The following is a 24,714-nucleotide window of genomic DNA, read 5'->3' on the forward strand; positions in this document are numbered from 1 at the left end:
GCCCGTCCCCCCCCCCCACCCCGGGGCGGGCCGGCAGGGGGGGGCCGGCGCCAAGAGCGCCGGCCCCGCTGTGGTCGACCTGTTCAGGCGCGGAAGAAGGTGCACTGGAAGGCAAAGTCGTCCACCCGCACCGCACCGCTGCCACCGAGCAGGGAGACGCGGACGAACACCTTGTTTGGACCGTTCGCGTAGCTGGCCACGTCATGCCGCCGCCACGTGGTGTCGGTGATCCGGACGGTGCGCAGCGCGAGGTAGGTCCAGCTCGCCGGATCGATCACCTCGATGTTGAGCACCGCCGGCCCGCTGACCGCCCGGACGAAGAACCCGCCGCCACAGGTGGTGGAGTGCCCGGCGGTACGAGGCCCCACTGTGAGCAGCTTGCCCACCCCGGACCAACCACCGGTCGAGGTCGTGAGAATGGCGTTGTTCGAACCAGACCGGGCCGTTCCCGTGCCCAACTCGAAGGCTCCGCTCCCGGCCCCGGAGCGATGGAACTCCCATACCGCTGCCGGATTCCCCTCGAATCCGTCGGTGTGCTGCCAGAGGTCCGCCTGAGCGGGGCCGACGGCCACGGTCAGGGCCACCGCCGTCGCCATGACGGCCGCGGCGGTGAGGCGTACGGCTCTGGTGATTGCGGTTCTCATCCCTGTCTCCTTCGCTCGTCGCCGCTCGTCACGGCGCGCCGTAGATGACGACCTGGTACGCGTTGATCGCCTCTCCCACCGGCTGATGCCAGGTGCGCGGCGTCGAGTTGCACTGGCTGCCGTTCCGGTTGGCGTGCGAGTTCAACCCGTAGGCGGTGTTGGTGGCGAACAGCGGCCCACCGCTGTCGCCGCCGAGGGTGCAGATGTTGGTCTCGACCATCTGCCGTACGGTGCCGCCGGCGCCGTTGACCGTCACGTTTGTCTTGAGCACGGAGCCGCACCTGAATCCGGTGGTCCTGCCCGAGTTGCAGACCGACAGCCCACTCACGGCCGTCGCCCAACCGTGGATGCTGCGGCTTGTGTTGTTCCACAGGTTGATGACGCCGGTCGCCCAGACCGACGAACCGTTCATCCAGATGAGGCCGTAGTCGTTCTCCGGATAGTTGCTCTCCAGCGACGGCCCGACGTCCTGCCCGTTGGGCAGTGTCCAGTGCGGGTAGCCCTGAGTGCAGTGGCCGGCCGTGATGACGTAGTTGAAGGTGTAGTCGGTGGCGGTGAACCCGACCGAGCAGCCGCCCAACGAGTCCCCACTGGAGATCCCGACGTTCGGCTGAATCTGGCCGGCGCTGGTCTCGAACCGCACCGCCGCGCCGAACTTGCGCGCCATGGAGCGTTGCACGGCGTTCTTCACCCCCGACGCCGGCAGGCTCACCACCACCTGGTTGGTCGCCGGGTCCACCCCCCAGGTCGTGTTCGGCTCACTCGGCGCAGCCTCCAGCGCCCGCTGGATGGACTGGAGTTGCCGTTCGCCACGAGCGACGATGCGCGCCTTCGCGCCAGCGGCGGTCACCTTCGCGGCAGCCGCGGCGTCGGTGACAGTGACGACGAGGGTGCCATCGGACAGGTAAGCGCCGCCCGAACTGGCACCCAGCTCAGTGGTCAACTGGTTGGCGACTCGCACGTTGGCGTTCTCGGCACTGAGCAGCTTCTCGGCGGCATCGCGGCTGATGCCCCGCTGCTCGGCGATCGCCTCGGCCATGTCCGCAGCCCTGTCCGCCCGGTACCCGCCGACGGGAGCCAGGGCAGCCCGGCCATCGGTGTGGGCCGGATTCGCCGCGCCCCCGGGTTGGGCCGGTCGGTCTACCGGCCCGGCCGCCGCGGCCGTCGGGACGAAGGCCACCGACGCCACGACGGCGAGTGCCATCGCGAGCAGGGACCTGCTGCTGGGTCTTTTCGTACGCGGGTGGCTGACAACAGGTTCTGACATTCACCGCTCCCATCACGAGGGGGACTGGTCGGCCGGGTCAGGAGTCGGACGGCCCGGACCGGACGGCAATCCTCGCAATCGAGAGGGGACGGCGAGTGGGATGTTGGACGCGACTGGACATGGCTGGACACGGCTGGACGCCAAACTCCGGTCGGTGCCAGGTGGGAGCGTCAGCCGATTCTTGCCGTCATCGATCGCAGAAAGAACTACTGGCGGGTGTGGCGGTAGGAGGGGAGAAGCCAGCCAGGTGCGTATCGGGTGCGGCCGGCGATCACCCAGACGAGCTCGACCGTCAGGGCTGCCGCGACCACCGCGAACGCGGCGCCGCGCCAGGACAGCCAGTCTTGGGGGGTGACCAAGGCCAAGAGCGCGGCGAGCAGGCTGACGATTCCCACGTCGTAGGTCAGGCGGGCGCGGAAGAGGTACTTGCCCTGTAGGAGGTAGTCCCTGCGCTGCACTTGCCGCATCCGCTCCGCCACGTCCGTGTCGTCGGCGCTGGGCTGCCAGCCGGAGCGTTCGGCGGGGGAGGCGGAATACAGCAGCCCGGCGACGGTGAACTGCACACAGAAGACGAACATGGCCGCGGCGAGGGCGAGCGCGAACGTAGCAGGTCCGGCGAGGCGCACTTTCACGTCGCTAGTGAGCAGCACGGCGAGCGTGGCGAGGGCGAATCCGGCCAGTAGCGGCGCGGCGACGGTGCCCATGGATCGGAACGCGTCGGTCGTGCCCAGGGGGTAGCGCACCAGCCAGCGCGGTCCGTTCGACATGGCGGGCCTACTCGGTGTCGGCAGGCGGCGGATCGGCGCGCACCGGCGCCGCAGGACCGGAGTCGCCCTCGGGCGGCATGCCGGCATCGCCTGCGTAGTGGGCGGAGCACCACGTTTCGTGTCTGCCACGGGTGAGCTCACACTCGGGACAGAAGTCGTCGATCGGGAATGCGCCGCGGTCGGTCAACGCTCAGGCTCCAGATCCGGTGCGGGTGAGGCCAGTGTAGACAGGGTACCGTCGTCGCCCTGGCAGACGAACGCCGCCCAGTAACGGGGCTCGGGGTGCCGCTCGCGGGTGCGCAACTGTGCCTGGCGCAGCGCCTCGGCGCGGGGCTGCCCCTCTCTCAGAAGCTGATAGAAGTCCGTCATGAGCTGCGCCGTCTGCTCGTCCGGGACCTTCCACAGACTCATCACGAGGGTGCGGGCGCCGGCCAGCACGAAACAGCGGCGTAGACCGAAGACGCCTTCGCCGGGTTCCACCTCGCCCAGACCGGTGTCGCACGCGGACAGCACCACAAGCTCTGTGCCGTTCAGATCCAGGTCGGTCACCTCCAATGCCGTGAGGATGCCGTTGCCGGCACCGTCGGGTGGCTCGCCGCCGCTCAGCCATGTGTTCGCGCCGGCCATCGCGAGCGCGGAACGCAACAGCGGGTTCGCCAACCGGCTGCCGGCCATGCGGGCGAAGTCTTCGTCGGCGGCCACCAACGGGCCCGGAGTTGCGAGTACACCGTTGAGCACGAGCGACATCTGATCCGGGCCAGTCGGGCGGATGGTCATGCCGACGGCGATCTCGTGCGGTGCCAGGGGCGGTTGGCGCTTGAGGGCGAAACCGTGCGTGGCGATGTGGAGGACCACCGGTGCGTGAGTGTCCTGAACCGCCGTCTTCGTTGCCTCACCGGCGAGTCTGGGCAGTACACCTAGCAGCCTGCCGACGCGTTTGCCCTCTTCGACGGCGGCTGGCAGCGGTGCCAGGGGCCTCCCCAGCCCGCCGGGTGAACCGAGGTCGTAGTCGGGGCCGGCCACCACCAGCGGCGGCGTAGACGACCGCCGGGCCGGTGCGCCAAGCCGGAGCAGGTCCCGGGTCGCGGTCAGGTAGGAGATGGTGTAGTCGTCGATCACCTGTCGGCCCCCAGTGGTCGCCAGCATCTCGAATGGCAGCCGCAGCAGGTCGCCGTCCGGTGCGATCAACAACCGGCGGGTGCCGCCGACCGCAGCGCACAACGGGTCGAACACGACTGCCCGGAGGCGCTGCGACGCGTCCGGGGGCGCAGCCTCAGGGCTGATCGGCTGCCGCGCCCCGATGGGTTGGTCGCGTCGGCCGGTGACCTGGGCCCGCACGGCCGCGACAAGCTCGTCCACTGCCGCGGCCACCCCCAGGTCGACCAGCACCGGCTCATCGGGCCGCTCGGGTAGCAGGACGACAGCGAGGTACCGTGCCGGCCGCCACTGCTGCTCGCCCCGGCTTCGAATGGCGGCGAAGTCGAAGTCGCCGTACCGCAGCAGCTCCACCGACGCCGCGCCGGCAGGCGTCGCCCGCGCCACCGTCGCACTGTCCATTCGTCGGCCAAGGCGGCCCGCATCGAAGCCCGGCAGGTCCCGCGCCAGTTCCGCCTCCAGCACCTCACACTCCTGGCGAGCCCGACGTAGCTCTCGGTGGAAGCCCGCCTCGTTGCTCTGGCCGGGGCCTGCGAGCTGCTGCTCAGCTACCCACCGGCGTAGCTGAGCCAACTGATCGAGTCGCGCCCGCAGACCAGGATCCGCAGCGGCCGCGGCACGCCGCTGCGCGAACGAGTCAATCCCCAGCCCTTTGCGGTCCACCACCAGATCCGCCAGCCGGCGGACACACTCCGGTGAGTCCGTGAACCGTGACATCACCAGCGCGACGTACTGCCCGACGCGGACCCGTGACGCCCTCAGCAGCTGCACAAGCTGCTCCTGCGAGCCGTAGGCGCTGAGCTCGGCGAACATCTCGCGCTGCCGGTCGAGTACCTCGGTCAGCAGCCGCAGGGCCTCGTCCGCGTCGCCGTGCGCCGCGTGCAGCTCGGCCAGATTGCCCAAGAGCGCTGTGTGTTGGTGCCCCCCGATCGCCGAGGGACGGGTTGCCGCCAGGGCAGCCCGATAGTTGTGCCATGCGTCGTCAAATCGGCCCTGCGCCTGCTGCAGCCGCGCAAGGTTGCTCAGCATCACCGGGTCGTCGTCCCGACCCAGTTCCCGGGTGATGGCGCGTGCGTCGTCGAGCAGTTCCTGCGCCCGCGCGTACTCGCCGCGCTGCTCGTGCAGGACGGCGACAGACATGAGCGTCGGGACCACCTCCGCGCTGCGATCCCCAGCCACTCGTCGTTTGATCGCCAGCGCATGCAGGTAGTGCTTCTCAGCAGCGTCGAGTTCGCCGGCACTTTGATAGAGATGACCAAGGCGGGACAGGATGGCAGCTACCGGTAGCCGATCGTTGTCGAGTTGCTGGCACAACCTGAACGCCTCGTGCAGGTCAGCCTCTGCCGCGTTGCCGTCGCCCACCTGCGCGTGCAGCTCCGCGCGCACCGCCAGCAGACCCGCCAGCGCCTCAGGCAACCGGGAGGCGAACGGCCGCAGCGGCTCGATGCTCGAACGAAGCTGCGCCCGCGCATCGCCGAGCGCACCGGCCTCCAGCAGACGCTGCGCCTGATACCGAACCGCGTACGCCATTTGAGCAAGGGGTGCGCCGTCGGTGTACTCCACCGGTTTGTAGAGCGGGAAGTAGCCGGCTTCGTCGTCGACACCCACCGGGTACACCAGCCGCTCTCGCCACCGGTCGGTGTCCAACTCGGGTACCACAGCTGCTAGCCGAAGCTGGTCGAACAGCTCCCGACCATGCGCGGCGTACGCGGCCTCGATGCCGTTAGGCTCCTCGTCCGAGAACACCGCGATATGGCGGTCCGGGACCTCCAGCAGGGTGATCTGTGTACGGACGCCGTCGGTCACCCTGTCGAGAATCTTGAACAGCCGGTCCCTCGGCCACAGACACAGGCCCCAATCGGCAAGCATCAGCGGAAGCGTCCGCGCATTCGCGGAAAAAATCAGATAACGATGCCGGGCGACGAAACCACCCGGTCGCCCCGAGGCGTCGCAGAACGTCGGCTCCCGAAGAAACAAGCCGGGTCGGTACTTCGCCAGCACCGCGCTCGGCAGGCTGGTGTCTCGAAAGAACACGCCACATTCGGCAAAGTCCGCCCTCAGGTCACCCATAGACGGAACAGTATGGGCGGGTGTCCAGGTCCGACCGACCCGCAGTGCTGCCAGAGTGCCCCGCTGTCGATCACCGCCGGGGGCGTAGCCGTTCGTCGTCGAAAATGATCTCGATTAGCGGGCTGTGCCTGAGCCAGTCCTCCAGGCGCTGGCGTTGGGTGACGCGCATACGCAAACCGGGCTCGTCCTGCAGGGCGACGACCGCCGACAGTACGCGGTGGCGTACCGCGGGATCCTTGACCGGCACTGCGGTGGCCGGGAGGTCTGCCCGGACGCCGTTCTTGAGGTGGAAGGTGAAGTGCGGGTGCGCCGACAGGTTGGCGTGCCAGCTTCGGGGCACCGGCATCCCGCTGAGGTACCAGCGGCCGTCGACATGGTGGAACCAGATCTCGATGCGCCTCGGGCGGCCGGTGCGCCGGCCCAGGGTGGTGATGTCGATGGTGCGTGCCTCGCGCGGCGAGCCCGGGCCGATTGCCAGAGCGCCCCTGACCGCGCTCACGTCGTAGCTTCTGTCCGCGGTGTCGGTCATGGTCGGCTGCCTCACTCGTGCCTCACCGAAATGGCTTTGGGGCAAGTCAACCGTCACGCCGGAAGGGCTGCTAGGGGCATCCTGGCGGATCCTTGCACGATCCTGCCCTCGTGCAGACACAGCGCGGCGGCGAGCGGGGCAGACGCAATGGCCGACGCACCCCTGGGCGGCGAGCACGTTGACACGGTCCATGCCCCGGCCATTCAAGAGGATTGGGCATGAGGCGAAGAGGATCGTTCTTTTCGCGGGCCCGGCGCAGCGGTCTTCTGGAAGGGACACACTTCGCACGGATTCCGACGAATCCTCAGGCCTAGGAGGCACACCATGAAGGTAGCCGTCGTCACCGGTGCAAGCTCCGGCATCGGCCAGAGCGCGGCCCTGCAGATCGCCCGGCGCGGTGCCGGCGTCATCCTGACCTACAGCTCCAACGAACAGGGTGCCAAGGACACCGTCGCGCGGATCGAGCAGCAGGGTGGCGTTGCCGTGGCGCTGCACCTGGATCTCGGTGATACGGCGGGATTCACCATCTTCCGGGAGACCGTTGCCGAGGCGCTGCGCGAGACCTTCCAGCGGCACTCCTTCGACCACCTGGTCAACAACGCCGGATTCGCCGGCATGGCGATGATCGAGGACACCCGCGAGGAGGAATTCGACCGGCTCACGGACGGCCTGTTCAAGGGGCCCTTCTTCCTCACCCAGGCCCTGCTGCCGCTCCTCGCCGACGGCGGCGCCATCATCAACCTGACCAGCAACTCCACGCTGCCCCAGGTGACCGCGCCGGGATACTCGGTCTACGCGGCGCTCAAGGGCGCCGTGGCAGTGCTCACCCGCTACATGGCCAAGGAGTTCGGTCCCCGCGGCATCCGCGTGAACTCGGTCGCACCGGGAGCCACCGTCACCCGCTTCGCCGACGACGCGTTCGGCAAGAACCCGCAGATCATCCCGGAGCTGGCGAAGACCTTCACTCTCGGCCGCGTCGGTGAGCCCGACGACATCGGCATGGTCATTGCCATGTTGGTCTCCGAGGAAGGCCGGTGGATCACCGCCCAGGACATCGAGGTCTCGGGAGGACAGAACCTCTGAATGTCTGCCCAATCCTGCCGGGTCAGCGACCCGCGTGGAGTTTTGTGCAAGGATGGCTTCATGTCTGCCCTGGACGAAATGCGGGAGCTTCTCAACCGGCATGCGCGGCCCGACATGAGCACCGCGATCGAGGGCATCAAGGTGTGCAAGTTCAACCATCCGAATGCGTCGGCGGCCGGGATGTCCGGGACCGTGCTCGCAGTCATCGCCCAGGGCGGCAAACGCCTCGCCCTGGGCGAGCGCCTTTACGAATATGGGCCCGGTGAGTACCTGATCGCCTCCGCCGACCTCCCCGTCACCGGCCATGTCCTGGACACCGGGCAACCCACCCTCGGCTTCGGCATGACTCTCGCTCCCTCAGCCCTTGCTGAGCTCCTCCTGGAAGCCGACCCCCGAGACCTGCCGGTCACCCCACGCACCGCATCACCCGGCATTGCCGTCTCCACGGCCTCGCCGTCACTGCTGGACGCCATCGTGCGCCTGTTGCGGCTGCTGGAGCAGCCCGCGGACCGCAAGATCCTCGCTCCCATGGTCAAGCGGGAAATCCTCTGGCATCTCCTGCGCGGCGAGCAGGGCGTCGCCATCCGTCAGCTCGGTCTCGCCGACAGCGGACTGGCCCACATCAACCGCGCTGTGCGTCAGATCCGGGAGAACTACGCCACCGCCTTTCGCGTGGAAGACCTGGCGGAGATCGCCGGCATGAGCGTCTCAGCGTTCCACCGTAACTTTCACACCGTCACAGGAATGAGCCCCATCCAGTTCCAAAAACGCATCCGCCTGCAAGAAGCTCGGCTCCTGCTCGCCAGCCGCCCCTCAGACATCACCGGCGTGGGCCTCAGCGTCGGCTACGACAGCCCTTCCCAGTTCAGCCGCGAATACCGCCGCATGTTCGGCACGCCGCCAAGCAGGGACACCCAACTCCGCACTCCGCCAGCAGAATTCGTCACCGCGCTGCCCTGAACCAGACCCTGTCGGGACCTTGGTGTTCCCAGTGCGGGAGCATGACCAGCGGACATGCTCGGGGCTAATGGTGAACTATGACCCACTCAGAGCGCGGGCCGTCCGCTCACTGACGGCTCTCCTTTATCTTCGGCACTGGCGTGCCGTCGTCGCACCGTGCCTTGATCTCGCTCCTGTTGCCCGCGGACAGCAGCACCACCTGGATCTCCTTGACCGGCCCGGCGTTGTAGTCCTTGACGCGGTAGCCAGGGGCAGGCGCGACGTCGACAACGCGAGCCTGATCGCCGGTGCAGAGCACAGTCACCACACCGCCGAGTGCCCGAAGGGGCGTACCTGGCCTCGGGGAGGGCGGCGCCGGCGCGGCACTCGGCGGCCCCGTCGGCTGTTCGGCACTGGGTGACGTTGTAGGGCCAGGGCCGGCCGTGGAACCAGCTCTGGCGATCGGTTCGACCGGCCCGGCCGGAGCGGTCGCCGTACGGCTCGGTCGTGAGACTGGCGCGGGCTCCGCGGACGTCTGCCGGGGAGCAGGTGCCTCAGAGGCAGCAACGTCGAAGGCGGCGTCGGGTGGGGTGGAACCGTCACGCGTGGCGACCCCGCCCGATCTGCCATCGACGGGCATGAACTGGGGGAGCAGGAGCGACATGGTCCCCGCCGTCACGATGAGGACGGGGACCAACACGGTGTTGGGGATGCGGCGACGCCGACCGGGAGGGGGACTGGCGGTGGTCGGGGCCGACACGGGCGAGACGGATGGCGACTGCGCCGCCTGTTTCTCCCGCCGTTCGGCGTCATCGGCCAGACCGTGCAGGGTCGTGGCCACCTCTGCGGCGTCCGGCCGATCCGCGGGATCCCTGGCGAGGCAACTGTCGAGGAGGCGGTGAACCTCCGGTGACACTCCCTCGATGTCAGGCAGTGGCGCCGGATCGACGTACACGTGAGCGGTCAACATCTGCGTGGGAGTCTCCGCCGACCAAGGCAGCTCATTGGTCAGCGTTCGGTACAGCAACAGTCCGAGCGCGTAGACGTCGGAGGCAGGCAGGACAGTGCCACCGGCGAGCCGTTCGGGCGCGAGGTACGCCGCGGTGCCCAACAGCTGTCCGTCCGCCTCCAGCTCCGGCCGACCGACAGTGCTGGCGATACCGAAATCGACAACCTTCACACCGGCCGGTGTGAGCATCACGTTGGACGGCTTGATGTCCCGGTGCACCAGCTTACGTTCGTGCGCGGCAGCGAGCGCCTCGGCGACCTGCGCGCACGTCCGCATCGCGGTGGCCGGCGGCAGCGGACCGGCGGCAAGTCGCTGGGACAGGGTCTGGCCGGGCAGCAGTTCCATCACCACATACGAGACCTGGCGGCCGGCGGCGTCGGTGTGCTCGCCATAGTCGTACACACTCGTCACGTGCGGGTGCCAGAGGCCGGCCGCGGCCCTGGCCTCTGCCTGGATGCGTTGCTGTGCGCCTCGGGCGGTAGCTTGCGCGCCGGCCAGGACCTTGACGGCCACCGCGCGTTCGAGGACCCGGTCCCGCGCCCGCCAGACGGCCGACATGCCACCAGTACCGAGACGGCTCTCGACCTGATACCTGTCGTCCAACAGATCACCGACCATCACTGGGACAGCTTGCCAGAATGGACTCGCAGCGGCAGGGCGACCCGGATCCACACTGGTCAGCAGCCTTCACGGTCAAGGCTCTCACCGCCCCGACGACGTCCGGCTGCGGTACAGCCGAATCGATGGCATCATGCCCTGGATCAGGGACGTTCATCGATTCGGGGAGTGACGGTGTACGGAGCGGGCAGCTCGGCGACCCGACGGCATATGCGACAGCTCATTGCGGTTGTGGTCGGCGCGTTGGCCGTCCTGGTCGCCGTTCCGGCACCCGCGCGGGCGGCCACGTGGTCCCCGATCCAGGTGGTGTCGGAAGCCGGTTGGAGCGGGCAGGACCAGCCCTTCGTCGCTGTCGACAGGCAGGGCGACTCGCTGCTCGCCTGGGCTGGCTGCGACAGCAACGCGAGCGGCTGCTACGACCAGGTGAAGGCGCAGACCGCGTCGGTCGACGGCGTGCTGGGGCCGGTCCAGACGCTCTCGCCGCTCGGCGCGTCCGCGTCCTGGCCCAAGGTCGCCTCCGACGACGACGGCGACTCCGCTGTCGTGTGGACGCAAGACGGTCTCGTGGCGGGCCGCCGGGTGTCTGCCACAGGCGAACTAGGCCCGCTGCGCACTATCGCGACGTGGAGCGCGACGAGTCCGGCTGTGGCTGTCGACCCCTCGGGTCTGGCGCTTGTCACCTGGACGGAGTCCCGTGACGGCGCGTACACGACGAAAGCCCGTTACTTCGGCGCGGACAGCTCGCTCGGCCCGGAGCTGACCCTGGGCGTCGGTCCGGATCAGCCGGTCGTGGCCGTCGACCGCACCGGAACCGCCCTCGTCGCCTGGACGGAGAACTACGAGCGGGTCGTAGCGCGCCGGGTCCGCCCGGAGGGGGTCTCCGCCCTGCGCGCCATCGCCGGGGTGGCCACCGACGTCAGGTACGCCAGCGTTTCGGTAGCAGTGGATCGGGACGGGGACGCGGTGATCAGCTACCGGTGGTCGAAGGCGGGTGAGCCGCCTCGCCTGCGCGTGCGGCACTACAGCCACACCGACACGTTGGGCACCGTCATCAGCGTGTCGCCGGCCGCCCACGAGCTGACCTTCTTCGACGAACTCGCCGGCGACCTCGACGGTGACGCGGTGCTGACCTGGGGCCGCTGGACCTCCGACGGCACGCAGGTCTTCGCCCGCTCGATCTCCAGCACCGGCGCCCTCGGCGCGGTCACCAGGCTCGGTGCCGGCGACTGGCCGAAGGTCACAGTGGACGACGACGGCGACGGCCTCATCACCTGGCAAGCGCCCAGCCCTGACTTCTCGACCAGTCGAGTGCACGCCAGGACGATCGGGCAGGACGGCGCCTTCGGTGCGGCCGAGATCCTCGCTCCCGACGGACGCTACGCGCAGCCGGCGTCCAGCCCGACGGGCCGGTTCTGGGTGATCTGGCAGAAGGGGTCCTACCCGAGCGACATCCGGGCGCGCTTCGGTGGGCAAGCGGGCTGACCCGGTCGTCGAGTCAGCCGGCCAGCTGCCGACGGCGTGCCGCCAGGTCCGCTAGCACCTGACCGCGCCGGTCGTGCCAGGCCAGGGAGTCGGCGATCCCGGTGAACAGGTCGCGCTTCGCCCTCCAGCCCAGCACCTCCCAGGCCCGCCGGCTACGGGTGAAGCCGCCAGCGGTGTCTCCGGGGCGCCGAGGTGCCTCGCGGACCAGAACCGGACGGTCCACCACCGCGTTGAACGCCGCGACCAGTTCCAACACCGTCGTGCCGGTGCCACTGCCCAGGTTGAGGGCGGTGTGCGAAGCGCCACCGACGGCGAAGATGTCATCGAATCGGGCCAGCGCCCGAAGGTGGGCGTCGGCCAGGTCCCAGACGTGGACGTAGTCACGCAGCCCCGAACCGTCGCGTGTGGGCCAGTCCAGACCGTTCACCGAAAACGGCACGCCGGCCTGGTGCGCCTGCATCAACCGGCCCAGAGCGTGCGTCGGCGCGGCGACCTGGAGCCCGGTGCGCAGGGCCGGGTCCGCGCCGATTGGATTGAAGTAACGCAGGGACAGCACTCTCAGTGGGCTACTGGCCGCGATGTCGGCGAGCATCCGTTCCACCACCAGCTTCGTCTGCGCGTACGGGCTGGTGGCGTGCAGTGGCGACACCTCGTCGACACCGAGATCCGCGTCCGGCCGGTAGATGGCCGCGGACGAGCTGAAGATCAACCGGTGTACGCCATGCGCGAGCAGTCGGTCGACGAACTCCAGGGTGGCGGAGACGTTCGCCCGGTAGTAGTCCACCGGCCGGGCCACCGAGTCCGGTACCGCGATGAGGGCCGCGCAATGAACTACCGCATCGATGTCCGGATGCCGCGTCAACAGCCGGTCCACCCCGTCCGCGTCCGCGATGTCGGCGAGGTGGAAGGACCGCCCCCGGCAGAACTCACGACGACCGGTGACCAGGCTGTCCAGCACCACAGGTGTGTGGCCTGCGTCGATCAGGGCGGACGCGACAGTACTCCCGATGAATCCTGCCCCACCCGCGATCAGCACCTTCACGAGCAGACCTCCCCGCCGGTACCCGACAACGCGTCGCACCCTTTTGCATTCTTGTCCTAACGCAGGGCCTCTGAGCTGGGAAATTGACCGATCGGTGCGCCGCCTGGACGTTGACGAAGACCGATGACTGGTCGGCGGCTGGACGGGTACGCGGCGGCTCGGGTCGGACGCGCGGGTCGAATCAGGAGGCGGTATGACTGAGGAGCGCATCGGGGTCGCGGTGGTCGGACTGGGTGGAGCGGTCGCGACCACGGCGATAGCCGGGGTGGAGTTGTTGCGATTGGGCATGACGGACATGTCGGGACTACCCCTGGCGCACCGCACCGATCTGGTGTCGTACGAGTCGATGGTCTTCGGGGGCTGGGACCTGGCTCCGGACGACCTGGCCAAGGCGGCACACGTGCACCGCGTGGTGGAGCCAGCCCACCTGGACACCGTCGCGGGGCCGCTGGGGCAGATCCAGCCCTGGCCGGCCGTGGCTGACCCGGCGTACTGCCGCAACGCCACCGGGGCGAACGTGGTGCCGATCGGGCCGCTGCGCGAGCGGGTGTCGCACCTGCGCGCCGACCTGGGCCGATTCAGGTCGGCGCAGGACGTCCAGCGGGTGGTGGTGGTCAACCTGGCCTCCACCGAGGCCCGACCGGACCCGGCGTCGCCGGTGCTGCAGAGCCTCGACGGGTTCGAGGCTGGGCTGGACGCCGACGATCCCGCCATCACCCCCGGTCTGCTCTACGCGTACGCGGCGATCCGGGAGGGCTGCCCCTACGTCAACTTCACGCCCAGCCTGGGTGCCGACGTGCCCGCGCTGTTGAAGTTGGCCGAGCGGGAGGGCGTGCCGGTCGCCGGCAAGGACGGCAAGACCGGTCAGACGTTGATCAAGACGGTGCTCGCCCCGGCCTTCCGGTCCCGGGCATTGACCGTGGAGGGCTGGTACTCGACGAACATCCTGGGCAACCGGGACGGGCAGATCCTCGACGACCCGTCGTCGTTGGCCAGCAAGCTGGACACGAAGGGCTCGGTGCTCAACCAGATCCTCGGTTACGACGTGGACGACCACGTGGTCCGGATCGACTACTACCGGCCGCGCGGTGACGCCAAGGAAGCCTGGGACAACATCGACCTGATCGGCTTCCTCGGGCAGCGGATGCAGCTCAAGGTCAACTTCCTCTGCCGGGACTCGATCCTCGCCGCGCCACTGGTGCTGGACCTGGCGCGACTCATGGCGGAGGCCGCCCGCCGCGGTGAGAGTGGCGCGCAGGAGCAACTCGGTTATTTCTTCAAGGCCCCGATGACCCGGGACGGCCGGACCCCCGAACACGCGCTGCACGCGCAGGAGCGGACACTGCTGGACTGGCTGGACGCGGCGCCATGACCACCGCGCTGGCGGCTCCGCCGGTCGACCGACTGGCCGCTCTGACACCCACGCTGCGCCAGATCGGCGACCTCAAACGGGTCCGGGTGGCCCACGCCGACGGCTCGGTGGCTGAGCGGGCGTTCTCCCGAGCGTGGGCGGCCATCGCCGGCGGCGCCGACCCGGCGATCGTCGCCGACAGCGAGTGCGCCGCCGCGCTGGCGGGGGCCCGCCTCGGGGGGATGGACGCGGCCACCCTCAGCGCCTGCGGGCTGGCGGAGACCGAGGTGGAGAACGTCCTGGGCCGCGCTGTCGACGAACTTGTCGGCTCGCTGCACCCGGACACCGGACGCCGGGTGCGAGCGGCGCTGCCCTACCTGGTTGCCCAAGCCCTGTCGGACGCGCCGGTTCCATCGTTCGTGACGGCCCTGCGCCGACAGCCGCGTGCCGGTGCCACCGCCGCGGGACGGCCACGCCTGGTGGTCGAGCCAGCCGAGAACCACGCCGAGCACTGCTGGGCCGTCGCCGTGTACGGTGCGCTGCTCGCCGACGACACCGGCGCCGACCCGGCGCAGGCGTTCCTGCTCGGCCTGGCCCACCACCTGCACAACGCCCGGCTACCCGACGCGGGCTTCGCCGGTGAACTGCTGCTCGGCGCTTACCTGGAGCCGATGACCGACCGGCTCACCGAGTGGGAGTTGGCCGAGCTGCCGGAGCACCTGGCCGCCCGAGTCAAGGCGGTGCTGGCGTTGCGGGTGGACGCCGACACGCCCCTCGGACGGGCCTTCCACAGCGCGGACGTGCTGGACCGGGTGCTCCAGGTGCACCATCACGCCCGGGCCGCCGCGTTCACCGTCGAGCACGCCCTGGTGGATCTTGAGATCGTGCACGACGGCCCGGTGGTGGACTACCAACGGGCCGTACTGCGGGCGGCCGGGCTGTGACCGCCGTCCGCGCGGTGCCCGCCACCACAGCGACCGGGTGGCGTGGCCCCGACGGCACACCCCTGCACGCCGACACGTCGTGCACCCTCACCGACGGAGTACGCCGCTGGCCCGTGGTGGAGACCATTCCCTGGCTGCGTCCGGACCGCGACGACCTGCGGGAGCAGGCGGTGGCCGCCCTCGACGCTGGTGAACCGGATCAGGCCGCTGTGACGCTGCTCGCCGACTCCGACGACTGGTGGGACGGCCCGGCGCCACCGGCGGATCAACTTCGTGCGGCGCTACGTGCCAGCACCCTGCGCGAGGCTGTCGAGCTGCTGGGGCTCGGCCGGGTCGGGCTCTACTTCCTGCACCGCTGGTCCGACCCGAGCTGGTTGGCGGCCCTGGCGCTCACCGCCGCTCATCCGCCCAACGGTCGGCCGGTGGTCGATCTGGCCTGTGGGGCCGGCCACCTGCTGCGACACCTGGTCCTGCACGGCCACCGCGATCTGACCGGCGTCGACGTGGTCTTCGCCAAGCTCTGGCTGGCCCGCCGGTTCGTGCTGCCGCCCGACGCGCCGGTGGCGCTGGTGTGCGCCGACCTGACCGCGGCCTGGCCGCTACCACCGCAGTCGGCGCCTCGCCACGTGGCCTGCCACGACGCGCTCTACTTCCTGCCGGACAAGGCTGCCGTGGTGGCCGCCGCGCTCGACTGCGCAGGGCCCGCCGGGGCGGTGCTCCTCGGTCACCTGCACAACGCACAGCACCCCGCCGGCACGACCGGGCTGCCGCTGCCACCCGACAGCTGGACGGCCCTGCTGCCTGGCGCCAACGCGTACGCCGAGGAAGACCTGACGGCGGCGACGGCGGCCGGGCACCTGCCCGCTCCGGCCGACCCCGCCACGCTGATCGGCACCGAGGCTGTCGGCCTGGCCCGGGACGCGGGCGACGCACCGGCCGACGCCGCACTGCTGCGGCCCGCGCCGGCGAGCCCACTGCGACCCAACCCGCTCTACACCGACGGGGTCCGCCGCTGGCCCGACCCGCGATGGGCAGCCGAGTACGGCGACCGGGCCGCCGCGTACCTGCCGCAGCGTTGGCCGACGGACCCGGGCCCGGACGCGGTGCGACGTCGCCTTCTGCTCGACCTGCCCGAGCGGTGGTGAACGATGAAACCCGTCGGGTGGGGTGTGGTCGGCTGCGGCTGGGTCGCCCGTGACCACGTCGCCCCGGCGATCCGCGCCGCCGGGCACCGGCTCGTCGCCGCCTGCGACAGGGATCCGGCCGCCGCCCGGGGACTCGCCCCGGAGCGGGTGGCCACAACCGACCTGCACGAGCTGCTCGATCACCCGGAGGTCGAGGCGGTACACGTCGCGACCCCCAACCACACCCACGCCGACGTGGTGGCCGCGGTGGCAAAGGCAGGGCTGCCAGTGCTGTGCGAGAAGCCCCTGGCGGCGACGGTGCCCGACGCCCGTCGACTGGTCGACGCGGCCGGTGGCGCCCTCGCCGGGGCCGCCTTCGACCAGCGGTTCCACCCCGCCCACCAGCGAATCGCCGAGATGGTCGCCGCCGGTGATCTGGGCACTGTGACCGCGATCCGGATCGTCTACGGCTGTTGGCTGCCCGAGCGGTGGAGCCCCGACGGCCGACCGCACGACAACTGGCGCATCGACCCGGCTCGCTCCGGCGGCGGGGCCCTGGTGGACCTGGCCCCGCACGGCGTCGACCTGGTCGGTGTGCTGCTCGGCGACGACCTGGTCGAGCTGACCGTACGGACCCAGCGGCGGGTGCACCCCTACCCGGTGGACGACGGAGCGCTGGTGGCCGGCGTGACCGGCGGTGGGGTGCTGGTCCAGGCACACGTGTCGTTCAACACCGCCGATCCGCTCCCTCGACGCCGACTGGAGGTGGTCGGCACCGGCGCACAACTTGTCGCTGTGGACACCCTCGGTCAGAGCGCCGGCGGCACACTGACCCGTCTCGACGCCGCGACCGGCACCGCCACCGAGGTGCCGTTCGACGTCGACACGACCCCGTTCACCGGTCAGGCGCGCGCCTTCTCCGCCGCCGTACGCGGAGGCGGTTGGCAGTGGCCTCTGGACCGGGACCTGCGCCTGCACGAGTTGCTGCAGACCGCCGCGGAGAGGAGCTGACAGTGCCCCTCCGCCCGTATGCCTGCGCGAACTGCGGCCACTGGCAACGCTGGTTCGCGTCCCCGCCGTCCTGCCCGGTCTGCACTGACGTGCGCAACGCGCTGCCCGAGGATGGCTGGCAGTTCACCTCCGCCGACGAGGTGGCGGTCGGACGACAGGCACGCTCGGCAGTGGTCGCTCCCGGGGTGACCGGTTACTGGTGCGAGCCGCAGCTCGGGCTCGGCACCACCGGCTGGGTGATCGAGTCCGACGTCGGTCTGGTCGGTTGGGAGGCGGCCGGCTGGTACCCGGCCGACGCCATCGCCGACCTGCGTGCCCGTGGTGGTCTTGTCGCGCTCGGGGCGAGTCACGTGCACGGGTACGGCGCTCTGTGGCAGCTCCAGGACGAACTCGCCCCGACGGTGCTCGCGATCGGTGTCGACGATCTCGTCTGGACCAAGGCGTTCCAGGTGACCTGGCCCACCGACGATCGGCACCTGCTCGCACCCGGCCTGGTGATGTACCGCAGTGGCGGCCACTTCCCCGGCCACAGTGTGCTGCACGACGAACAACGCGGAATCCTCTTCGTCGGTGACCTGATCAAGGTGGAGCTTGCCGGTGAGACACCGGTCGGTCTCTCCTGCCACAAGGCGTTCCACGCCCAGATTCCGCTCTCGCACGCCGAGGTGCGCCAGGCCCGCGACCTGGTCGAGAAGCTCGACTTCGACGCGGTGGCCACACCCTTCGAGTACGCGGCGCCGGTCTCTCGCCGGCAGGTGCTCGCCCTGTTCGACCGGCAGCTGCGGGGGCAGCCGACGGCCGGACCCATACCGATCGAGGAGCTGACGTGACCCGAGCCGCCGAACCGCGTACCCCCACCGTCTCGGCGATGTCGGTCGCCGACCGGCTCGCCGCTGCCCTGCCAGCCGGCGAGGTCGGTGACTTCGACATCTCCAGGCTGGACCGGCTCGGTCTGCCGGTGGTCTCCGCCGACCACCTCGGCGACGGCTGGCCCCGGGCCGCCGCCGTGGGTTACGGCGCCACCCTCGAGCAGGCGCGTACCGGCGCGTACGGGGAGCTGGCGGAGGCCCTGTTGCTGCACGGACAGCTGCGGGCCATGGTTCCCCGGCGGGCCTCGTACGCGCAGCTTCGTACCGAGCTGGGCGCCGGTGGCGTGGTGGATCCGCGGTCCCTGGTGCTGCGAGCCGGCACCACTGTCGACGACGACCAGCCCCGCTCCTGGCTGCCCACGGTTCGGTGGCGTACCGGAGAGACAGTGCTGGTGCCTGCGGAGTTCTGCGGTTCCTCGAGCGAGGACCTGCCCTGGCAGGACCCGGCCGAGCGACTCGTCACGGTGATCACCAACGGTTCGGGCGCTGGCGACACCATTGAACGGGCCGTCGCACACGGCCTCCTGGAACTGCTGCAACGCGACGGCAACACCACAGCTTTCCGGGCCATGGACGCCGGCGTGGTGATCGACCTCGACGAGGTCCGGGACCCGGTGACCCGAGCCACGGTGGACCGGCTGCGGGCCGCCAACATCGACGTCGTCCCGAAGCTCGCCTCCACCGCCTTCGGGTTGGTCGACGTGCACGTCGTCGGCATCGACAGGGAGCCGGAAACCCCGCCGCTGGCGGTCACCGCGTGTGGGGAGGCCGCTCACCCGGACCGGGAGACCGCACTGCGCAAGGCGCTGCTGGAGTACGTCTCCTCCCGCTCCCGCAAGGTCTTCTCCCATGGGCCGTTGGAGACGCTGCGGCGGTTCACGCCGGAGGCGTACTGGCGGCGAGAGTTCGCCCGACCGGCCGAATCACAGGAGACCCGAGCGTTCACCGCGATGCGCGAGTGGACGCACCTCGACGGCGGGCAACTGCGTGCCCTGCTGGAACCCGTGGTGCTGGCCCGACGCAGCACCGTGCCCTTCACCACGTTGCCCACAGTCGCGCCGGGAAGCCTCGACGACCCGAGCGCGTTGCTGGCCGACCTGCTGCACCGGCTCGCCGAGTTCGACGTACTGGTCGTCGTCGCACCGGGCGACGGGGCGGTGGCGGTCAAGGTGATCGTGCCCGGCCTGGAGGCGGAAACCATGTCGTACGGGCGAATCGCGGCTCGTGGGGTCGAGCGCCTGATGGAGAAGGACTCGCCGCTGGTCGGGCTCGGGGCGCCCCCGCACGGCGGTGCCGCGCCGGTGGTCCTCGACCCGGCCGGTCGGGAGCGACTGGGCAACGACGCCTGGCTCGACCTGAGCTTGGTCGCCCGGACGATCGGCCCGCTCTACCCGCTCTACCGTGAACCGAGCCGGCACGCGGTCGCCGCGGGGGGCGGCCTCGGCACCGGCACCCGGAGTCAGCCATGAGCCTGCGATACGCCTACAACACCAACGGGATGACGTCGCACCGGCTCGACGACGCGCTCACCCTGCTGGCCGACTGCGGCTACGACGGCGTCGCGCTCACCCTCGACGTCGCCCACCACGACCCGTACGCGCCCGACCTCGCCGGGCGCACCCGCCGGCTGGCCCGCCGTCTCGACGCGCTCGGACTCGCCAGCGTGGTGGAGACAGGTGCGCGGTTCCTGCTCGACCCGCGGCGCAAGCACCATCCCACACTGGTCTCGCCGGCCGAGGACGACCGGACGCGGCGGCGTGACTTCCTCCGTCTCTGCGTGGACGTCGCTGTCGAACTGGGCAGCGAGGCGGTGTCGTTCTGGGCCGGCGTACCCGATCCCGGCACCGACAGTGACCGCGCCTGGCACTGGCTCGTCGACGGCGTCCGCGACGTCGCCGAGTACGCCGGCCGGCACAGCATGACGTGCGCCCTCGAGCCGGAGCCGGGGATGCTGGTCGACGACTGCGACGACTGGGCCCGGCTCGCGGCCGAGGTCCCCGGCCTCACGCTGGCCCTGGACACCGGTCACTGCCTCGTGTCCGGCCGGTACGACCCGGCCGCCGCGGTGCGCGCCTTCGCGACCAGTCTGGGTGCCTGTGCCATCGAGGACATGCCCCACGGCCGGCACGAGCACCGCGCCCCCGGCGAGGGCGATCTGGACTTCCCAGCGGTGCTCGGCGCGCTGACCGAGGCAGGCTATTCCGGCCTGGTCAGCCTCGAACTCTCCAGGGACGCACATCGGGCCGACACCCTGGTGCCTGCCGCACTGGCCGCGCTGCGCCACGCCGAGCAGCAGCCCCACACGTCCGCCGAGCTGAAGGTCGGTGTCCGATGAGGATCTGCTTCGTGTCGCGCCGTTACTGGCCGGCGGTTTCCGGGATGAGCGCGTACGCCGAGAACCTGCTACGACACCTGGTCCGCGCCGGCCACGAGCCCACACTGGTGTCCCAGTACCGGGGCGACACCGCGGGCCGCGCCGTCTACGGTGGCGGCCCACCACCGTCGGACCGGGTGCCTGCCGGCGTCGAGGTGCACGCCCTGGAGGCGCGCGGGGAACAGGCCGTGGGCCGGGGCGAGCCGGCGGACTTCGAGGCGGACGTCGCGGAGATGACCGACACCGTGCTGCGACTGCACGCCCGCCGACCCTTCGACGTGCTGCACGCGCAGTACGCGTACCCCAACGGGCTTGCGGTGCTCCGTGCGGCCCGGGCGGCCGGGCTGCCCGCCGTGGTCTCGGTGCAGGGCGGCGACGGTCACTGGGTCGGCACCTGCTGTGCCACCCACCGTCACCTCGTGCGGGCGGTCTTCACGCACGCGCCGGCACTGCTGATCGGGTCACCGTCGTTCGCCGCCGAGGTCAGCCAGCGGCACGACCTTGATCCGACCCGCTTCACCGTCGTACCCGGGGCCACCGACACCGAACGATTCGTGCCGGTCGCGTTCCCCGGTCGGGTCTCGGACCCGGCAGTGCTGCTCTACCACGGCCGGGTCGACGCGCGGAAGGGTGTGCTCGACCTGCTCGACGCGGTCGCCAAGCTCCGCGCGGAGACGGTGCCGGTGCGTCTGCTGATCTCGGGCATCGGCCCCGACGTGGGTGCCGTCGAGACCCGGATCACCGAGCTGGGTCTCGCCGACACCGTCGAGCTGCTCGGCGCGGTGCCCTACGAACGGGCCCACGAGGTATACGCGCGGGGAGAGATCTTCGTCAGCCCCACCTACGCGGAGGGCTTCTCCAACACCATCCTGGAGGCGATGGCCAGCGGCCTGCCGGTCATCTCCACCGACGTGGTCGGCGTCCGCGACTGTGTGCGCCCGGAGGAGAACGGTCTGCTGGTGCCGGCCGGTGATCCGGCGGCTCTGGCGGGCGCCGTTCGCCGCCTGATCGACGACCCGGCGATGCGCCGTCGGCTCGCCGGTCAGGCCCGCAATGACGTCGAGCAGCAGTGGAGCTGGCCGGTGATCGCTGGTCGGATCACCGCCGTCTACGACGGGCTGGGCGCATCCGTACCGGAGATCCCTGACCCGCCGGTCGACTCGACCTGTCGCTTCCGCGCGGCACCGCACCTGCTGTGAGCGCGGGTCGGCAAGCCCCGCCGTCCCGACCGACGGGCCACCGTTGACGACGCGTCCCGGGGTCGCGGTGGCGGTCAGCCCGCACCTGGACGACGCGGTGTTCTCCGTCGGCGGCACCCTCGCGGCACTGGCCGCGACGGGTTGGACGGTACGAGTGGTCACCTGCTTCACCGCCAGCATGCCAGACCTGTCACCGTTCGCCCTGGCCTGCCAGCTCGACAAGGGGATCGCGGCCGACGTCGACTACATGGCGCTGCGCCGGGCGGAGGACGAAGCAGCCTGTGCGGTGCTCGGGGTGCAGCCGGTACACCTGCCACTACCTGAGGCGCCGCACCGCGGTTATCCCGACCCGGCCGCGCTCTTCGCCGGTGTCCGAGCCGACGACCGGGCGGCGGCGGCCCTCGTACCGGCGCTGCTTCCGCACCTGGCGGACGCCGACGTGATCCTCGCGCCGCAGGCCCTCGGTGACCACGCCGACCATCGCATCGTCACCGAGACGGTCGCCGCGCTCAGCCCGGACGCCCTGTGGTGGCGGGACGTGCCGTACGTCAGCCGGCAACCAGCTGCGTCACAGTGGCGTTGCGTGCCCGATGGTGTCGAGGCGGGCGCTGAGATCGGCGAACATCTGACCAGGAAGGTGGCCGCCGCCGCCAGTTATCACAGCCAACTTGGTTTCCAGTTCGGTCAGGTCGGGGTGGCTCCGCTGCTGCGCAACCTCGCCGCCGCGGAGGCTGCCAGGTTGGGCCTGCCGGGCGCGGTCGAGGCGTTACGCGGCAGTGTGGACAGTCTCCGGTTGATCGGCGCGGTGTCATTCTTGCGGAGCGACCGATGAGGGGCGGCGGTAAGGGCCGGTCGTGCTCGGCAGGCACTTCGGTGTGCGGTGGGGGACAATCGAGAAATGTTTGTCATCAAGGAGCGGTTCTTCTCGATCGGCGACGACTTCGACGTGCTCGACGAGCACGGCACCAAGGTCTTCCATGTCGACGGCAAGGTGCTCAGCGTCCGCAACAAGGTCGTCATCGAGGACGCCTCCGGCCATGAGGTCGCCACGCTGCACCGGCATCTGGTGGCGCTGCGTCCGACGTACGAGATCCGGATCGGCGGCGAGAAGGCCGCAGAGGTCCGTAAGAAGCTGCTCACGCCGTTTCGCGACAAGTTCACCATCGACGTGCCGGGGCCTGATGACCTGGAGATGAAGGGTGACCTGCTCGACCACGAGTACGTGATCGAGCGCGGCGGCACCGAGGTGGCCTCGGTCTCCAAGCGGTGGCTGACGATCCGGGACACCTACGCCGTGCAGGTCACCGCCGGCGTCGACCCACTGCTCATCATCGGCAGCGTCCTCGCGCTCGACCTGGCCCTGAACCGCGACAAGAAGAAGAAGGACGACGAGGACTGACCCCCTGGGCGACAGCGGCATCGCTCGGGCTCGTGGCCGGGACGCCCTGACGCAGCCCCTGACCAGGCTGGGCATGAGCAGCCGGCCGCGTCACTGGTTGTGGGGCCGGATGTTGTGGTTGAGGTGGAACACGTTGTGCGGGTCCCAGATCGTCTTGAGCGCGGTGAGCCGGGCGAGCTTGGCGGCCGGGTACGCGCGGCGTACCCCGCGTTGCCCCTCGTCGGCGGCGAGCGAGTTGACGTAGACACCGTCGGCGTACGGGTCGAGCGCGGCTGCCGCGCTGCGAGCCGCGGTCGCCGAGGTCCGTCCGCAGACCGGCCGCTGATGATGCCCGCGCACGAGGGAACACCCGCCACACGTATCGCCGCTCACGAGCCCGACGGCCGTCGGCGACAGTGCGGCGCGGGATTGAGCTAGTCGGCGCGCGATCATCTGATCGTGGGTTGGGCTCGGGCCGACGAGATGGGTTCGTCCCGGCACAATGATTGCGATGATCTCGTGGCGTGGTGGGCTGTGGTGGCTGGTGGTCGGTCCGGCTGCGGGGGTGGCGCTGGGCGCCGTCGACTCGCTCGTGAACCATGTGCCGGTGCTGCTGGGCGAGGTCGGCACCGCGCGTGCTGAGCGGGGCGGCTGGTCACAGGCCGCGGAGTTCGCCAGTCTCATCCTCGACGCCGGATGGGCCTGGGCGGCGATGGCCGTGCTGGTGGGCTGGCTGGTGAGTCGGGGCGTACGACTGGCGGCGGGGATGCTGCGCGGCGCCCTGGCGAGCGGCTGCACGCTGATGTCCGCCACCATCGCGTACTACGGCGTGGACGTGATTTTCGACGGCGGCATCTGGTGGGACACAGCGACCCGGTACTGGCTGATCGCCAGTGTGTGTCTCGGCCCTCCGCTCGGGGCTGTCGGGGCGTTGATCCAGCGCTCTGGTCCGGTCGGAACGCTCGCTGTCCTCCTTGTGCCCGTCGGCGCGGCGCTGCAGATGGTGCTGCTGCCCCCGCCGCCGGAGAGCGCGATGGCCTGGCCGGTGCGGTTGAGCGTCTGGGCCGCGGCAGTGGTCGCCGCCGTGCTGATCGCTCGTCGGACACCCCGACCCATGGACACTCGCTGATGCTCTCGCGGTGCGAGGACCGACCGGGGAACCTGGAAAGGGGTCTTGGGCGTGGGCCTCGCCTACCTGGCGCCGCACCTCACGAGCTGTCGCAGTGCATCGAGTGTCGCCGGGGCGAGCACGTCCGGGTTCGCGGCTCAGCCCGTGGGCGAACGCGGAGTGGGCCTGCTGGCCTACGCTCCGGCCGGGGAGGAGTTCGCCGGCGGGGTCAGGAGCCCGAGGTCCCCAGCGGCGAAGGGTGGGAGCGCGGCGGCACCGCACCCTCGTCCACCACACACGCGATATCTACTGAGCACCATGAAGGGGATGACCGTGAACGACGACGTCACCGAGTACATCAACAAGACGCAGCCGTGGCAGATCGACGTATGCGACAAACTGCGTGCGATGATCAACGAAACTGTTCCAGGTGTCGAGGAGCGGCTTCAGTACGGCAAGCCGCACTACCTCAAGAACGGCCATTACGCTGCCGTCATCGCGGTAGCCAAGGCCAAGGTCTCGTTCATGGTCTTCAACGCCACTGACATCCCCGAGGTCAAGGGATTCCTGCGGTCGATGGGCAACGGTGAACGCAAGACTGTCGACATCACGGAAGGGCAAGACGTCGACTATGGCCAACTTGCCAGTTTCCTGAGCAAGACCACGGCGGCCCTGTAGGCGCAGCCCCCCGCCCCGGTCCCCTCGCTCGGAAGCGAGGGGACCGGGGCGCCGCAGCGCCCCCGCCCCGGCC

Annotated in this window: 23 protein-coding genes; 15 read left to right on the top strand and 8 right to left on the bottom strand. The window is 70.3% G+C overall.

The genetic code is table 11. From position 1 onward, the window contains the following. Positions 1 to 83 precede the first annotated feature (83 nt). The 5 genes from AB0C20_RS23670 to AB0C20_RS23690 all read right to left on the bottom strand — a co-directional run bounded on the left by AB0C20_RS23670 (position 84) and on the right by AB0C20_RS23690 (position 6,432). Positions 84 to 644, bottom strand: coding sequence for a hypothetical protein (locus AB0C20_RS23670; RefSeq protein ID WP_357177784.1), 561 nt, complete (start codon positions 642 to 644; stop codon positions 84 to 86). Between the two features lie 28 nt (positions 645 to 672). Further along, on the bottom strand, positions 673 to 1,911 hold the full coding sequence (locus AB0C20_RS23675) for a S1 family peptidase (protein ID WP_357177781.1): 1,239 nt from the start codon (positions 1,909 to 1,911) through the stop codon (positions 673 to 675). A gap of 206 nt (positions 1,912 to 2,117) precedes the next feature. Further along, positions 2,118 to 2,678: a hypothetical protein gene (locus tag AB0C20_RS23680; protein ID WP_357177778.1), complete on the bottom strand. Its 561-nt coding sequence runs from the start codon at positions 2,676 to 2,678 to the stop codon at positions 2,118 to 2,120. A gap of 183 nt (positions 2,679 to 2,861) precedes the next feature. Beyond that, entirely contained in the window at positions 2,862 to 5,702 is a 2,841-nt protein-coding gene (locus AB0C20_RS23685) for a CHAT domain-containing tetratricopeptide repeat protein (RefSeq protein WP_357177775.1), read from the bottom strand. A gap of 271 nt (positions 5,703 to 5,973) precedes the next feature. Next, positions 5,974 to 6,432 carry a nitroreductase/quinone reductase family protein gene (locus AB0C20_RS23690; RefSeq protein WP_357177772.1) on the bottom strand — a complete coding sequence of 153 codons (459 nt, stop codon included), beginning with the start codon at positions 6,430 to 6,432 and terminating at the stop codon, positions 5,974 to 5,976. Between the two features lie 324 nt (positions 6,433 to 6,756). Here AB0C20_RS23690 and AB0C20_RS23695 point away from each other — a divergent pair, with 324 nt between their 5' ends. Together AB0C20_RS23695 and AB0C20_RS23700 are read left to right on the top strand one after the other, a co-directional pair. After that, a complete protein-coding gene (locus AB0C20_RS23695) occupies positions 6,757 to 7,515 on the top strand; it encodes an SDR family oxidoreductase (RefSeq protein ID WP_357177769.1) in 759 nt (252 codons plus the stop codon). A 60-nt stretch (positions 7,516 to 7,575) separates the two neighbouring features. Further along, positions 7,576 to 8,475 (top strand): AraC family transcriptional regulator, encoded by a 900-nt coding sequence (locus AB0C20_RS23700; protein ID WP_357177766.1) that lies wholly within the window; start codon positions 7,576 to 7,578, stop codon positions 8,473 to 8,475. A 106-nt stretch (positions 8,476 to 8,581) separates the two neighbouring features. Here AB0C20_RS23700 and AB0C20_RS23705 read toward each other — a convergent pair whose 3' ends face one another. Further along, on the bottom strand, positions 8,582 to 10,081 hold the full coding sequence (locus AB0C20_RS23705; RefSeq protein WP_357177763.1) for a protein kinase: 1,500 nt from the start codon (positions 10,079 to 10,081) through the stop codon (positions 8,582 to 8,584). Positions 10,082 to 10,291: 210 nt separating this feature from the next. Between AB0C20_RS23705 and AB0C20_RS23710 the strand changes: the two genes are divergently transcribed. Continuing rightward, positions 10,292 to 11,563, top strand: a complete 1,272-nt coding sequence (locus tag AB0C20_RS23710) for a hypothetical protein (protein WP_357177761.1) — start codon at positions 10,292 to 10,294, stop codon at positions 11,561 to 11,563. A 13-nt stretch (positions 11,564 to 11,576) separates the two neighbouring features. Here AB0C20_RS23710 and galE read toward each other — a convergent pair whose 3' ends face one another. Next, positions 11,577 to 12,605, bottom strand: a complete 1,029-nt coding sequence (gene galE / locus AB0C20_RS23715; protein ID WP_357177758.1) for a UDP-glucose 4-epimerase GalE — start codon at positions 12,603 to 12,605, stop codon at positions 11,577 to 11,579. Between the two features lie 193 nt (positions 12,606 to 12,798). On the opposite strand from galE, the gene AB0C20_RS23720 reads away from it, so the two are divergent. The 10 genes from AB0C20_RS23720 to AB0C20_RS23765 all read left to right on the top strand — a co-directional run bounded on the left by AB0C20_RS23720 (position 12,799) and on the right by AB0C20_RS23765 (position 22,876). After that, complete coding sequence (locus tag AB0C20_RS23720) at positions 12,799 to 13,977, top strand: inositol-3-phosphate synthase (protein ID WP_357177755.1); 1,179 nt, start codon at positions 12,799 to 12,801, stop codon at positions 13,975 to 13,977. Further along, a complete protein-coding gene (locus AB0C20_RS23725) occupies positions 13,974 to 14,900 on the top strand; it encodes an HD domain-containing protein (protein ID WP_357177752.1) in 927 nt (308 codons plus the stop codon). Before AB0C20_RS23720 ends, AB0C20_RS23725 begins: the two co-directional genes overlap by 4 nt. Then, on the top strand, positions 14,897 to 16,045 hold the full coding sequence (locus AB0C20_RS23730) for a class I SAM-dependent methyltransferase (protein ID WP_357177749.1): 1,149 nt from the start codon (positions 14,897 to 14,899) through the stop codon (positions 16,043 to 16,045). The genes AB0C20_RS23725 and AB0C20_RS23730 overlap by 4 nt, the downstream gene beginning before the upstream one ends. Positions 16,046 to 16,048: 3 nt before the next feature. After that, on the top strand, positions 16,049 to 17,035 hold the full coding sequence (locus tag AB0C20_RS23735) for a Gfo/Idh/MocA family oxidoreductase (RefSeq protein WP_357177746.1): 987 nt from the start codon (positions 16,049 to 16,051) through the stop codon (positions 17,033 to 17,035). Between the two features lie 2 nt (positions 17,036 to 17,037). After that, positions 17,038 to 17,865 (top strand): MBL fold metallo-hydrolase, encoded by an 828-nt coding sequence (locus tag AB0C20_RS23740; protein WP_357177741.1) that lies wholly within the window; start codon positions 17,038 to 17,040, stop codon positions 17,863 to 17,865. Beyond that, positions 17,862 to 19,373: a YcaO-like family protein gene (locus AB0C20_RS23745; protein WP_357568758.1), complete on the top strand. Its 1,512-nt coding sequence runs from the start codon at positions 17,862 to 17,864 to the stop codon at positions 19,371 to 19,373. The genes AB0C20_RS23740 and AB0C20_RS23745 overlap by 4 nt, the downstream gene beginning before the upstream one ends. Next, entirely contained in the window at positions 19,370 to 20,239 is an 870-nt protein-coding gene (locus AB0C20_RS23750) for a sugar phosphate isomerase/epimerase family protein (RefSeq protein WP_357177735.1), read from the top strand. The genes AB0C20_RS23745 and AB0C20_RS23750 overlap by 4 nt, the downstream gene beginning before the upstream one ends. Further along, positions 20,236 to 21,477, top strand: coding sequence for a glycosyltransferase family 4 protein (locus tag AB0C20_RS23755; protein ID WP_357177732.1), 1,242 nt, complete (start codon positions 20,236 to 20,238; stop codon positions 21,475 to 21,477). Before AB0C20_RS23750 ends, AB0C20_RS23755 begins: the two co-directional genes overlap by 4 nt. Positions 21,478 to 21,520: 43 nt before the next feature. Further along, the gene (locus tag AB0C20_RS23760) at positions 21,521 to 22,309 is read left to right on the top strand and encodes a PIG-L family deacetylase (protein ID WP_357177729.1); all 789 of its coding nucleotides are present in this window, start codon (positions 21,521 to 21,523) and stop codon (positions 22,307 to 22,309) included. A gap of 66 nt (positions 22,310 to 22,375) precedes the next feature. After that, a complete protein-coding gene (locus tag AB0C20_RS23765; protein WP_357177726.1) occupies positions 22,376 to 22,876 on the top strand; it encodes an LURP-one-related family protein in 501 nt (166 codons plus the stop codon). A 90-nt stretch (positions 22,877 to 22,966) separates the two neighbouring features. Here the strand turns inward: AB0C20_RS23765 and AB0C20_RS23770 are convergent, their stop codons facing one another. Further along, entirely contained in the window at positions 22,967 to 23,215 is a 249-nt protein-coding gene (locus AB0C20_RS23770) for a BBE domain-containing protein (RefSeq protein ID WP_357177723.1), read from the bottom strand. A 151-nt stretch (positions 23,216 to 23,366) separates the two neighbouring features. Here AB0C20_RS23770 and AB0C20_RS23775 point away from each other — a divergent pair, with 151 nt between their 5' ends. Both AB0C20_RS23775 and AB0C20_RS23780 read left to right on the top strand, forming a co-directional pair. Continuing rightward, entirely contained in the window at positions 23,367 to 23,984 is a 618-nt protein-coding gene (locus AB0C20_RS23775) for a hypothetical protein (protein ID WP_357568760.1), read from the top strand. Positions 23,985 to 24,290: 306 nt separating this feature from the next. Beyond that, complete coding sequence (locus AB0C20_RS23780) at positions 24,291 to 24,641, top strand: DUF1801 domain-containing protein (RefSeq protein ID WP_357177717.1); 351 nt, start codon at positions 24,291 to 24,293, stop codon at positions 24,639 to 24,641. Positions 24,642 to 24,714 lie beyond the last annotated feature (73 nt).

Source organism: Micromonospora sp. NPDC048843, from assembly GCF_040649965.1.
GTDB lineage: Bacteria > Actinomycetota > Actinomycetes > Mycobacteriales > Micromonosporaceae > Micromonospora > Micromonospora hortensis.